At 66.0% G+C, this 12,978-nt stretch carries 10 protein-coding genes and 2 tRNA genes; 1 reads left to right on the top strand and 11 read right to left on the bottom strand.

The annotated features are described in order from the left end of the window. Positions 1 to 328 precede the first annotated feature (328 nt). From ON27_RS07420 to ON27_RS39735, 9 genes are all read right to left on the bottom strand, one after another. Positions 329 to 1,201: an NlpC/P60 family protein gene (locus ON27_RS07420; RefSeq protein ID WP_157227113.1), complete on the bottom strand. Its 873-nt coding sequence runs from the start codon at positions 1,199 to 1,201 to the stop codon at positions 329 to 331. 79 nt (positions 1,202 to 1,280) lie between these two features. Further along, positions 1,281 to 3,614: a hypothetical protein gene (locus ON27_RS07415; protein ID WP_157227112.1), complete on the bottom strand. Its 2,334-nt coding sequence runs from the start codon at positions 3,612 to 3,614 to the stop codon at positions 1,281 to 1,283. A 161-nt stretch (positions 3,615 to 3,775) separates the two neighbouring features. Continuing rightward, on the bottom strand, positions 3,776 to 6,301 hold the full coding sequence (locus tag ON27_RS07410; RefSeq protein WP_043721401.1) for an ATP-binding protein: 2,526 nt from the start codon (positions 6,299 to 6,301) through the stop codon (positions 3,776 to 3,778). Beyond that, a complete protein-coding gene (locus tag ON27_RS07405) occupies positions 6,301 to 6,828 on the bottom strand; it encodes a hypothetical protein (protein WP_245559840.1) in 528 nt (175 codons plus the stop codon). The genes ON27_RS07410 and ON27_RS07405 overlap by 1 nt, the downstream gene beginning before the upstream one ends. Next, the gene (locus tag ON27_RS07400; protein WP_043721398.1) at positions 6,825 to 7,085 is read right to left on the bottom strand and encodes a hypothetical protein; all 261 of its coding nucleotides are present in this window, start codon (positions 7,083 to 7,085) and stop codon (positions 6,825 to 6,827) included. Before ON27_RS07400 ends, ON27_RS07405 begins: the two co-directional genes overlap by 4 nt. A gap of 16 nt (positions 7,086 to 7,101) precedes the next feature. Next, entirely contained in the window at positions 7,102 to 8,109 is a 1,008-nt protein-coding gene (locus ON27_RS07395; RefSeq protein WP_245559839.1) for a conjugal transfer protein, read from the bottom strand. Positions 8,110 to 8,176: 67 nt separating this feature from the next. Then, positions 8,177 to 9,301 carry a GAF domain-containing protein gene (locus tag ON27_RS07390; protein WP_043721393.1) on the bottom strand — a complete coding sequence of 375 codons (1,125 nt, stop codon included), beginning with the start codon at positions 9,299 to 9,301 and terminating at the stop codon, positions 8,177 to 8,179. A gap of 371 nt (positions 9,302 to 9,672) precedes the next feature. Then, on the bottom strand, positions 9,673 to 10,563 hold the full coding sequence (locus tag ON27_RS07385; protein WP_043721389.1) for an ROK family protein: 891 nt from the start codon (positions 10,561 to 10,563) through the stop codon (positions 9,673 to 9,675). Between the two features lie 50 nt (positions 10,564 to 10,613). Continuing rightward, the gene (locus ON27_RS39735) at positions 10,614 to 11,066 is read right to left on the bottom strand and encodes a hypothetical protein (protein WP_157227111.1); all 453 of its coding nucleotides are present in this window, start codon (positions 11,064 to 11,066) and stop codon (positions 10,614 to 10,616) included. Positions 11,067 to 11,333: 267 nt separating this feature from the next. Here ON27_RS39735 and ON27_RS07375 point away from each other — a divergent pair, with 267 nt between their 5' ends. After that, positions 11,334 to 12,056, top strand: coding sequence for a MerR family transcriptional regulator (locus tag ON27_RS07375; protein WP_051046306.1), 723 nt, complete (start codon positions 11,334 to 11,336; stop codon positions 12,054 to 12,056). A gap of 394 nt (positions 12,057 to 12,450) precedes the next feature. Here the strand turns inward: ON27_RS07375 and ON27_RS07370 are convergent. Then, positions 12,451 to 12,527: transfer RNA gene (locus ON27_RS07370), tRNA-Pro, on the bottom strand. A 48-nt stretch (positions 12,528 to 12,575) separates the two neighbouring features. Continuing rightward, positions 12,576 to 12,649: transfer RNA gene (locus tag ON27_RS07365), tRNA-Gly, on the bottom strand. Positions 12,650 to 12,978 lie beyond the last annotated feature (329 nt).

Below are 12,978 nucleotides of genomic sequence, written 5' to 3'. Positions count from 1 at the left end.
AGGCTGAGGCTGACCCGGCTGAGGCTGACCAGGCTGGGCCTGGCCCGGCGCAGGCTGACCCGGCTGAGACGGGGTCGGTTGAGGTGGGCCCGAAACACCCGGCTCGCCGGTGCCGTTCGGCTGACCGTTCCCGGACTGACCCGGCCCAGGAGCGCCGGACTGCCCCGGACCGGGGGGCGTGCTACCGGGTTGCCCCGGCACACCACCCGGCCGTGGCCGCTGCTGATCGGGCCGGTTCGACCACGGTGTCACCGGTACCGGCGGTGCTGCGGGATCTTCACCCGTCTCGATCTGCGGCTCTACTTCTGTAGGTGGCATCGCGTCCTCATCACTCCCCGCCGCCGAGTACCCGCTTCACCCGCACGTCGTTCGAGCTGGGGATGACCCGCTCCACGAATCCGCCGCTCACCGGGTCGGCCGTGACGAGGTGCGTACCGCTGACCGCGATCCCGACTTCGGTCGGCGCGTTGTTCCGATAGTCCCAGAAGACCAGATCACCTGCGGAAACCGCGGAGGGGTCCACTCGCTGACCACACGCGCCCTGCGCCACAACGGTATTCGGCAGTAACACGACCGCCGTTCCGGAGCTGTCCGGCTGTCCGCAGGCACGGCGGCCCGATCCGCTCGATTGCCGCGTGACTTCGGCGGTCGGCGGTGGCGTCACCGCGCTCGCGGTGAGTTCACAGCGCCCGGTCGACCGCGCGGCCGAGGCCAGGTAGATGATCGCGCTGGTGAACTCAGCGGCGCTTACTCGGTCGCCCGCGCCGCTTTGCGCTCTGCTCGGCGGTGCCCCGGCTTGCGCGACCGCGAGCTGACGCGCGCACTCGGCGCCGATTCCCGAATTGCCCGTGAGCAGAGGCGGATTCTGGTAGGGGGCATCCTTCATTGCGGTGGCACATGCACGGTGCCAGGCGGACGCGCTGCTGTCGTCCGGTGCAATCGTCAGCTCCGCGAACGGGTTGGTGGTCGGAGCGGTGGTCACCCCCGCCGCGGGCGCCCGCCGCGTCGTCGGCCGCACCGCTGTCGAGGTGGGGCTCGGGGTTACCGTCCGGGACGGATCGGGCCCCACCGCGCTGTCGCACTGATAGTGCAGGTCGGAGGCAATCGCCGAGGTAGCGCCGCCCACGACCAGTACCACGACCACGAGGAACATGAACAAGAGGCCCGCCATGCCGAGCGCCAGCCATACCCAGAACGGCATCAACACGAGCGTCAAGAGACGACCGATCATCTAGTGCCTTTCTGTGAAATCCGACCCGTTGCCGGAACCTCGGTGCTGATCAGGGGCGCCGGAATCTCAAGTCGTTCAGCAAATCCTCCGGGAGGTGCTCGTTCGGGTCCCGGTTCCCGGCGTGGCGCGGGAGTGGGGTCCTGTTGACATCCGGTTGCGCGAGCGAGACAGCACCCGTGATATTTCGCCCTGCTTCCATCTGGTTCGTCATGGCGGCTTTGTCGATCTCGGAACGCAACACCCGTACCCGCTGCATATCGGTGGGATCTTGCGCCACCCAAGTGGTAGCAGCCTGGACTCGCAGCGCGTGCTCGTTCGAGAGCCACTGCCTCAACCGGTCCGCGTCGTTTTGTGTCACCGTAGCCGTCCCCCCGCCGGCGAGTCTCAGATTTCCTCCTGTAGCCGAGTTGGCAGCATCCCGCAGGTCCGAGATGAATGCCTCTTCGGGGTTTCGGATATACGAATACCCGACATTGCTCAGCCACCGCTCGATCTGGACACCGCCGGAATAATCACCTCGATACCGATCGACGCTGGCTTCCAACCCGTGGAACCTGGCCATCGCCCTGGCTCCCCCCGGATTCCTGATGGCATCCCGCTCGAAATGCTTGTGGGCGGCGACGACGTGACTGAGGTGCGTCGAGGCGAGTGGCTCCTTGTCCGCGTGCCGCATGATGTCCACTCGTACGTCGGCGGCCGTCTGCGCTTCCTCCTCGCTCAGGCCGGCCATCCGGAGGGCGGTGAACAAACCGCCCGCAAGCCCTGACGCGTGCGCGACATTCTCGGCGGCGAAGGCGGCCCTTCGCCTCCTGCCCCGGCCGTAGGTCCTGGAGCGTGTCATACCCTCCCGCGCCTCATTTGCCAGCCAGACGCGATCGTGCGCATTGGCGTGCGCGGCCGCTCGCAGGTCCTTGGTTTTCAGGCCCCGCGCTTTGTTCCGCTTATCGATGTGGTCGAGCCAGGCCCAACGACTGAGCGGGTTGTTGTGGCCTGCGAGCAAGCCGGTGATCGGCGAGTTGTTGATGGTGCTGGCCGCGGCGAGTACGCCGAGTGCGGACATCGAGCTGTTCGCGTTGGCGTTACCCATTCCGAGACCCGCCCCCAGTGCCGTACCGCCCGAGCCGGAACCCTGTCCGGCCATGCCGCTCTGGATCGCCAGCCCGATGCGGTTGACCACCCACTCGTTGCCCTCATCGATATTCCTGCTGACCCGCCGCAACTGGACGATGGCTATGACCATCACGGCCGACCCGATGACGAAAACAACCATGATTTGGCCGTTCGCCGATTTGAACAAGCTACCCAAGAGCAGTTCGTAGAGGCCTAGGAAGATGACGAAGACGGCCATCTTCCCACCGGAGATGAAGCCGTGTACTCCGCAGCGAACGGTGAAGGTCTGCGTCGGACCGTAGATGTATCCGCCCGCGGCCAACCCGAAGATCGTCAAGAAGCCGTAGTAGACGACGTCGAGGGCGGCCCACATGATCTTGATGGACAGATACACGGCGAACGCCAAGAGTATGACTGCGCACAGCAACAGCAGGAGCCCGGCTCCGACCTGACCGACGCTCGGATTCTGGGTCGCGGCGTACGCGGCACTGTCGCCGCAAGATCTCATCCCGTCCTTGACCCGGCCTTCGTCACCGGCCATCATGCCGGAGGTCCACATCGCCCGGCAGGAGGGGTTGTTGTCCACGACGTGCCCGAAGTTCCACACCTGTAAGGGCAGTCGCACGAAATTATCCGCCATGGTCGTCTGCAGCGTGGCGACCAACTGATTCGGATTCGGGTTGCTGTTCCCATTCAGACCAGCGGCGACGGACAGCCCGAGATCGCGCCCCTGTACCAGCACTCCGTGGTCGGACAGAGCCTCGGCCAGCGGATCCGCCAGAACCACCGTCCCCGCGATCGCCACGATCACCATCACGATGACCTGCCAGGCGGCCTTGGCATAGTGGCCGCGCACGATGAAGTACCCGACGAAGAAAGCGCCGATCGCCACCGCCGCCGCTGCCATCAAAGGCGTCGCGATCTGCGCCGTGAAGTTCTCCGCCATCCCTCGCAACGGTGCGCTGAGCAGGTTCAGCCAGCTGAAATCCAGCGCCTTACCGGGAAGCCAGACCCCGCTTGTCACGAAGATCAGCCATGGCGCGAACAACACGATGATCAAGATCCACAGCGCGAAGCTTCCCGGATCGAGTACACCGCCGCGATCGGTCACGAACATGTAGCTCGAGACATTCACGCCGTAGGAATCTTTGACGTTCATCCAGCCGGTCGCGCTGTTCGGTGCGGACGCCGGTGCCACGGTGCCCGTCTGTGCGATGGACACCGCGTGGATCAAGCCCGGAAACACCAACAGCGCGAACAGTGCGATGAGCAACCACGCGGTGCGGCGTCGACGGCGAGACGCGGCGACCCACGCTCGGAATCGCCGGAACACCATCTGAGGCCGCCAACGCTCGGTATCCCAGAATTGCGGTTCCCACGGCATCCCGAAGGAAACCTGGTCTGCTCGACCACTTCGGTCGGAAAGTGATTTCATCAGCGTGCCGATCGCTCCGGTAGGGAAGAACGCGCACTGTTGACGGTGGTCGGGGTGCTGGTGATCGCCGCGGCGCGATCCGGACGCGCCGGACCGAGCACCTTGCCACGACCGATGCGGTTCAGCGCGTCCCGCATGAACATCTCGCCACGACGTTCCTCGGGAACCTGCCTGCCCGGCCCGATCGGAGGCGAGGTCTCTTCGCGAAGGATCTGCAAAAGGAAGGGCGATTCCTCCAGATCGACTCCCAGCCACTCCAGACTGTTGCGCGCCAACGTCTCGTCGCGCTGCCGGAAGACGAACCGGTTCGGAATGAGGTTGTGCGCCGCGCCCTGGAAGTCGGTGGCCGGATCGTGCGAGGCGAGCCCGATGGCGGCCAGGTGTTTACGGCCGTCGCGACTGAAGTCCGAGGTGACCGCGGAGCCGACCTGCGTTTGCGTGAAGTGATGCGCCTCGTCGCCGACGAGCAGGCCGAACCTGCCGTTGTCGGTGAGGAACGCCTCGCGCGCCGCGACGCCGACCAGTTCGTACAGCGCCGTGCCGAGGCGTTTGGTCAGTGGCAACCGGTTGTACAGGTGCGGGGTGGTCAGTTCCTCGGCGGTCGGCAATTGCAGGTTGTGACTGCGCACGACGGTCGCGGAGGCATCGAGGCGCAGCGGTCGCAGCTTCGGGTCGAACAGCACCGGAACCCGCTCGATCACGGTGCCGAGCCGAGCCGCGAGATCGGCGTACTCCTCTCCCTGCTCCGAGTGCTCCCGTAGCCGGCGCACGACGTGGAACAGGTCGAGCAAGCTCTTGATCTTGTGCTCGGCCATGCCTCTGGGCGACAGCAGATTACTCGCCGCGGCGCCGGCGCCGGAGGTCGGCGACAGATCCAGCAGCGGCAGGATCGAGTCCAGCGCACGTTCACCCGCGATCCGCGGACTGAACAGCCGCAGCGGGTCCAGCGACACTGTGGGATTGGCCAGATCGATGATCACCGCGTCATCGATCGACCGCGCGAAATGCTCCCATTCCCCGACCTGACTGCGGTCGATGGCGAGGAACTGCCCGCCCATGTCGTGCACCAGCACCGCCATGAGCTTGAGGAAATACGACTTACCGGACCCGAGTTCGCCGGTCACCGCGAACGATGCGGACAGGTCGTGCAGCGCGGCTTCCATGATGCCGAAGTGGATCGGCTCGAAATGGCCCGACAGCAGGTTGACTCCGATCACCGGGCCACTGTCGTCACCTATCTGGCTGGTGGTGAACGGCACGAAACCGGCCCACATGTCCGAAGGAACGATATGGGCGAAGTCGTCGAAGGCCCGGCGCGGCGGACTGCCGGGAACCAACATCGACCACAGGTCGACCTGCGCGCCGACCGGTGCGGTCATGTCGACTTGGAACCGCTTGTAGCGCCGCTTGAGTGTGTTGACCGCGTCCATGGTCGCGTCCCGCGACGGCCCGCCGATGGCGATCACGGTGGTGAAGGAGACCTCCGATTCGCCGCCGTTGACCTCGAAGTGCTGGTTGTACTCACCGAGCATGCGTGCCTTCGACGCCAAGGTGTTCTGCGCGAACGACACCTCCTGGTCACGCTGATCCATCTGTTCACCGAGCCTGCGCAAACTGAGCTCGTTGTTCTTGAGGACTTGCTCGGCGGGCTTGGTCGAGATCCGCATGCCCCAGTCGACCGTGACGTCGCCCAAACCCTCCAGCACGTTCAGGAACTCGCTGCCACCGGGAAACGTCATGCCCGCGTACGGGAACGAGTGCGGCGTCAGCATCGCCTGGTAGGACGGCCGGTACTCGTAATCCGGCTGCACCACTCTGATCACCGGAACGAACGACGGCCGGATGCGCCGATTGCTGTCGGCCTGAGCGCCTTCGTCGAGCGCCGCGGAGCGGAACACCGCCGCGGTCGCGTCGTCCAGCGCGCCCGCGCGCGTGGGCGCCACCGGATCTCCCGCCGCGCCGCGCGAGAGATAGTGCTCCCACAGCCACTGGAACAGGGCGGCGGGCACCGGGACCGGATCGAAGTCACTGCCGATCCTGGACAGGATCTCGTTCGCCTTCTCGTCGTAGACGTCCAGGTCGGCGCGGGAGATCGCGGTCGCATCGATCGTGGCGGTGCTGCCGCGCCACAGCCGCGACAACGCGGAGATGCTGGAGTTGCTCGCGCCGACCGGGATCGACAGCAGGAAGATGCGCGTCTGCGGCATGATCGCGTGCACGCGCTCGTAGGAGGCGACCACCTCGTCCGCGTAGTCCTCGCACTCGTCCAGGTCGACGCCCTCCACCATTTTGGTGAGCACGTCGATCGTGTTCAGGCGCGCCTGGATGCCCAGCAGCAGCGAACCGCTCGGCAAGTTGTTGACCAGCGAGTGATGCGCCATCTTCACGTCGTACTTGTCGCCGGCCTTGCGCAATCCGTAACCGAGCGGATTGATGAAGTAGGTGGCGGTGACCAGACCCGAATGGGTGAACTGGAGATTGCCGCGAATCGCGGCGGTCGGCTGCAGATCTCGTCCGAGTGCCATCAGGGGCGTCCTCCCGAGGCCGGGGCATCGCTGCCGTTCAGTCGCCTCCACAAATCGGTGGCCTTGCCCCTGCCCACCGCCTCGAGTATCCGCAGATCGCGCTTCGGTTCGGCGGCAACGGCCGCGTCAGCGCGATCGGGCAGCAAGAGGACCACGGTCTCCTCGATGAACATGGTGTGGCGCACCGACTCGTTGTTGATCGGCATTCCCGACGCGGACACCGGCTTGCGATAGACGATGAGCCTGCCCACCCAGAGCGCGCGAGAGGTCATCCGGACGCCGGTGTAGGGCACGAGCCCGAGCATGAACACCGCCAGGACGGTCACCGCCAGACCCGCGATGAAGGTGACGGCCGGATTGACCGGCAGGGTCATCGCGAACACCGACGTCACCGCCATCATCACCACGGCTATGGCGACCTGGGGCAGGGTGTAGGGGCCGAACGGGAGCTTCTGGCCGTTCTGCGCCTTGCCGATCATCGTGGGAACACGTTTGATCGGCGTGAACACCTTGATCACTTGACTCATCGATAGCCACCGATGGGGTGATCGGGAACGATGAGGTTCGCGTCGCTTCGCGCGTAATTGATGGTTGTCGGGAGAATCCAGATCGCCACCCCGGCCAGCAATCCCGATCCGAAGACGACGACGATCCGGGCCGGCGACAGCTTGGATTTCGCTCCCTCGGAAATCAACACCCCGATCGTGACGATGGCGATGATGATCATTCCGCCCCAACGGACAAAGATCAGCACGCCATAGAGGATGTTGCTCAGATTACCCATCGGGCTGCCTCTCGGATCAGTTCTGTGTCGCCGGCGGAATCGTCACCGACGGTGAAGGGGAGGAGGTCGAAGTGGGCGGCGTTCCGCCGCGGGAATCCTGGCCTGCGACCACGACCGCCAGCGGACTCGACAGAGCGGGAATCGGATCGATGGACACCACTTGCCATTGGCCCGCGTTGCGGATCATGGTCAGCGGATAAGCCAGCGACTGGGTGGCGCCGGTATCGGCTTTGGGGTTGATGGTGGCCAGCACCTGCGCCTTCGCGCCGCCGGACCCGCAGCCCGCGTCGTCCGAGGTGAGCGAGACCAGTTCGACCGCGGTGAACGGAGGAGGTTTCAGTGCGGCCAGCCCGGAATCCGGCGTGGTGTAGCGGGCCACGTCACCGGTCCCGGCCAGCATGGCGCCCAGGAATCCCGAGGCGACCTGCGCCAGCGGCGTGTCCGATGCGCAAGGCGAGCCGTAGGCCGGTTTGAGATCCACGCCCTTCGCCGGGGGTTGGACCACGGCGGGCACCGACAGGGCGCGTAACCGCCCTTCGGAGATCGACACCGCCACCCGGTAGAACTGCCGATGCTCCGGCGCGGCCGCAGTGCCGCTCTTGCCGACCCGGACCGATACGGTCACCGACCAGACATCGAGTCCACCGGTCGAGAGGGCGCGCGAGACGTAGACGACCGACGGATCGGAGACTTGCCGAGCGGAGGAGGGCAACGCGATCTGCTGACTGGAGCCGACGAATTCGCCGATCCGATCCTGCTGTCCCGCAATCGAGGTGAGATAGGTGACGACGAACTGTTCGGCGAAAGAACCCGCCAATTGCGCTCGCCCGACAATAGCCGTCGTCGAATCGTCCGACGGCGGAGGCGGTCCGGAGTCGAAGGCGCTGAGAATCGCGTGACCGCCGCCCAGGACGGCGAGTACGGCGAGCACCGCGACGACGATATTGTCGCGACGGCGGCGGGCGGCCATCCGGCGAAGCAGTGCCTCACCAGTATCTGCCGGTCCACGAACCACTGTCCTCACCCTCGAAATGGTAGAGAGCACAGCCGATCCGAACCGGCCGGTAGTTCCCAGCCATGGGAATCAAGGGTCAGCAGGCCGGGCTGCTTTTCATCCTGCCCGCCAGCCAATGCCGCAATTGTTCGTCATAGCCGATCGGCGCGCTGCGCTGCCGCGGTTCCAGCACCTGACGGTGGGTTTCCAGCAGCGGAACGTCATCGGCGACCCGGACCAGTTGCGCGATAGCCAGCTGTCTGCTCGAGTACCCGGGGTAGGGGTAGAGCAGCAGCGAGGTGGGCGTGTAACCGCCGCCGTAGTTCAGCACGCGCAACGTCACGCCGGCGCTGTCGCCGGAGCGCAGCCGCTCACCGAGTTCCGCCAGCCGAACACGGTCCTCGGGATGGAAGACGTCCACGGGCCGGAAGAGGTAGTCCCAGCGCACCCACGGCGCGGGATCGGTGAGCCAGTGCGAGATGCTGGTGTGCTCGAGCTGGACCACCGCCAGATGCGTGCCCGCCCGCCGATGCGCCTCGCGCAATCCGATCCGCTCCAGGGTCGGCCATGCAGGAGGAGTGTTCTCCGAGGTCACGTCCTCGATCAGCCACCAGGCGCCGCGCGTGCGCTCGTCGTCGCGGGCGCGAATGGTGATCCGCCACTGGGCCGGACGGCCGAAGCCGTGCACCACGGTGGTGTCGAACTGCATCCGGTCACCGGGCTTGGGGTCGTAGAGCAGATCGAGCATCTCGGCGTGCCGATCGAAGCTCGACACCCGGTGGAACAGTTCCGCGATGCCCATCCTGGGTACGTACTGTTCGGCGGCGCTCCCGGACAAGCGCGTGATGCCGCTCGGCTGCTGAATGGTCTGACTGCTGAGGTCCCAGATGGCGCCCACCGCCGGGCGCAGGGCGGGCACCTGCTCGGACGCGGGCCCGAGCCACAGGCGCACCGCGTGCACGTCGCCCGCCGGGCCGAAGATGGGCCGGATGAGAAGTTGGTGCCTGCCCGCGCGGGTCTGAATGGCCAGGTCGAGGTCCTTCGCCTGGTCGTGTGCCGTCTGAATCGCCTCGGTCAGCCCCGCCGTGGTGAGCTTGTCGTACAGCGCGGGCGTTTTGGACAGCGTTCGCTGCAAAACCCGCTGCCAGCTCGCGAATTCACGCGGTGCATCTCCCACCGACGCCACGGACATGCCGTCCGGCGCCAACGTCTCGATAGTCACCCATGGAATCACTGCGCCACTTCGCTTCGCACTTGCCCGTACCAGCCGTTCCTCCGGACCCGCCTAGCCCGGATGAGACATCTTGTGACTCAGGCAATGTACCGTTATTTAGCGGCGCAATCAACCCGTCAAAGTTCGCCGGTCCTCAGAAAAGTGTGCAGCACGTTCATCCGAAGCACGGTTGCGTGTTCATTTTGTTCACGTTTCGTTCAGGCGGAGCAACCCGGCCGCCGACACCTCCGCAGCGGCCCATCGGGCGCGAACCGATCGGCACCGACTCGACCAGCCTGGCGTGGCTTCCACGCAGCTAATGCTTGGCGCCGAACCGGCCCGCTCCCGCCCAGCGACTTTCGACCCGGCGCCGACGGCACCTATGCGCTGGCAGTTACCGCGAGAACACCAGCGCCCGCGAGCACTCCGATGTCGCCGAGCTGCGACGGAACGACGCGCAACCCCGGCAGGAAGTTCAGCCGGGCGTGCGTGGCGACGGCTTCACCCAGGGGTTTCCACAGGGCCGGACCCGCTTCGGCCAGTGAGCCGCCGAGCACGACGAGATCCAGGTCGAGCAGTGCCGCCACCGACGCGACCGCCCGGCCCAGGGCCGTTCCGGCCCGGTCCAGCGCGGCGGCGGGAACGCTCTCCCCCACCCGAGCGGCTTCCACCAGTTCGGCTACCGAGCCGCCCGCCCAGCCCTGTTCGCGCGCCCAGCGCACCGCCGACGCGCCGCCGGCGACCGCTTCCAGACAGCCGCGACCGCCGCACACACAGCGGTCCTCGAAGCCGGGGACCAGAACATGACCCACGTGCCCGGCGTTACCGGTCCGGCCGACGACAGTGAAGCCGCCCACGATGACGCCGCCGCTGATGCGATCGGACGCCGTGATGGCCAATCCGTCCATGACGCTGCTCAAGGCTCCGAAGTTCCGTTCCGCCAGCGCCAGGCACACCCCGTCCAGGGCGAGGTGGACCGACGCCTTGGGAAATAGTTTCCGTGCCGCCTCCACGATGCCGAACCCGGTCCGCCACTCCGGAACTTCCATCGGCGCGACCACGCCCGCGGCCATATCGATCGGCCCCACGGAGGCGACGCCGAGCGCGGTGACCGCCGCGCCTTCGGCGACCTCGAGCAGGACGTCCCGGCACCGATCCCACGCACCCGCGGCGGGGATCGGAATCTGCCGGACATCGTCGGCGCCGACATCGTCGGCGACCCGAGTCGCCGCGAACCTCGATGGTCCGATCTCCAATGCCAGCACTGTCATGAGTTACGCACCACCGAAAGGCTCGACGCGAAAAGGTTCACGCAGCATAGTCACAGACCGTCGGTTCCGGTCGGCTTCAGGGGTTGGCCGAGCACGATGTGCCTGCGGGGCGCGGGAAGGGTGGACACGGTGCGCAGCGGCCGAGGGCCGTTGCGGATGATGCGCATAGGGCGCTTGTGGTCGATCGGCGCGGCACGGTGCCGGTCCAGGTTCTCGATGACGCCGCCGGAATTGTCGTAGGCGACGCCGGCCCAGATCATCGCGCGGGGACCGTCACCGCGGGCCGTGAGGGTCTGTGCCAACTGCTGGCACTGCGCGAGCAGCGGGCAACTCTGACAGGTGCGCACTGCCGCTCGCCAGGCATCCGGGTTGCCGGTGTCCATGTCCCAGTTGTCGGGGACATCGGCGCACGGGGGCCGCTGGTTCGACTTTGCCGGAATCGACGAGACCTTTGCTGTCGCAAGGGATCCCGCGTCCATCGGAAGGGTTCGCGTAATGCTCATAGCCATCTCCGGGGATGCCGAGCACACACCTCTGGCAGGTGCGTGGCCCATGAATCGGACGGTCATCAGGGCTGCTCAACAGTCCCCGGAAGCCAGCCGCGATAAGCTGGTCTACGCACGGTAGCCCACTGTTGCCCAGCACACAACCTCTTGTGCCGCTATGTAACGGCTCGTTGACCTTGAAGCAACACCCAGCTACCGTCTTTAACGGCACGTTATGAAACGGACCATTTTCCACGGAGGCTCCACTATGGTTTCCTTTTAAACATGGCTGCAGACTCTGAATTCACGATCGACGAACTGGCACGGGCAGCCGACACCACCGTGCGCAGCGTCCGCGTGTACCACGAGCGAGGGCTCCTGCCCTCGCCGGAGGTGCGCGGGCGGATCGGGTATTACGGGTCGGACCACCTCAATCGGCTGCAAACGATCAGCCGCCTGCTGGGCCGGGGCATGAAGCTGAACGGCATCAGGGAATTGCTCGAAGCCTGGGACCGCGGCGACGGACTGGCCGACGTGCTCGGCGTGAAGAACGCGAACGCAGCCGAAGCGGAGCCGGAAGCCACCACCGAACCCCAGGACAGCTACGCCGAGCTGCCGGACTACGCGAAGCAGGCGCTCGCCTCCAGCGAAGATCCGCTCGAGGCCTACCGGGTCACCAACCCGCGGTGCTGCGATCTGGCCACCCGGCTCACCGACACCGGGCTGCCGATGCAAGAGACCTTCCAGTTGGTCGAGCGCCTGCGCACCGATTGCGATCGCATCGCCGACCGCTTCGCCACCGAGTTGTTCTACCGCCTGGCGGGGCAGACCTACGAGGAATCCGCGCGGACACCCCGGGATCGCACCAAGCTGGAGACCGACCTGGCGATCGCCCGGTTGATCGTGACCCGCGCCGCGTCCGAACTGATCGATCAGGCGTTCGCCCGGCACTCCGAGCTGCCGCCCTCCTCGGTGGCAGCCGGTCCTCAGGCGCAGGCCGAGCAGTAACAGCGCGGCCGCGACTTCCCCTACCGCCTGCCGTTCCCGTATTTCCATACGGCAGTGTCGAATACTTACGTAGACAAACTCATTCACGTCTTTTCAACAGCTCGCCCCAAGGTGCGGGCCGAATGTCCGGTACCCGGCGTCTCGTTCGGCGAAGACATCGACCGGCGAATCGCCGAAGTCGCCTGCGCAAGACCCGTGCCGAAGAGTTGCCATGAGGTGCCCGGCGGCAGGCCCTTCGGGCGGCAGTGGTGATCCGGGACTCCGGACATCGCCTCGGCCGCGCCCGGTTACGGCGATGGCCCCGGGCATACCTACGCACACCGATCCGGACAATGAACTGGCCGAAGCAGTGACCGCTACCGACGACGCGAACCCCCGCCGAACCCCCGAACGATGGTCGGGGTGACAGGATTTGAACCTGCGACCCTCCGCTCCCAAAGCGGATGCGCTACCAAGCTGCGCTACACCCCGTGGTCCTCGTCGGCGGCGGGGCGGCCGCCGACGAGGATGATTGCTCCGTGGAGCGGGTGACGGGAATCGAACCCGCACCATCAGCTTGGAAGGCTGAGGTTCTACCATTGAACTACACCCGCAGGCATACGACACCGATGGGATCGCCACGATGTCGTGTGCGATCCGACTTTACCGAACCCGGCTTCCAAAATGCCAATCGACCCCCGCGCAGCGAGATCTCACAGGTTGCCTGCGGATGCGCTCCAGGGTTGCCACGTCCAGTGTGGCACTGCGAGCCCGAGGGCGCCCGGTGGCGCGCCGGAGGGAAATTTTAGAGGCTGTTTTTCATTGAAACTCTGGCGTGTCGGATTCCGGTGGGCGAAACTCGATGACACGTGACGACCCCGTCGGGGAAGCGTGGCCCACTGCCACCTGTCACGCCGGGAACTTCGCTCGAGGGAATTCCGAT

The organism is Nocardia asiatica NBRC 100129 (assembly GCF_000308415.1).
GTDB classification, from domain to species: domain Bacteria; phylum Actinomycetota; class Actinomycetes; order Mycobacteriales; family Mycobacteriaceae; genus Nocardia; species Nocardia asiatica.
Note: the sequence above shows the minus strand (reverse complement) of the source record. Positions and strands in the feature narration are given on the sequence as shown.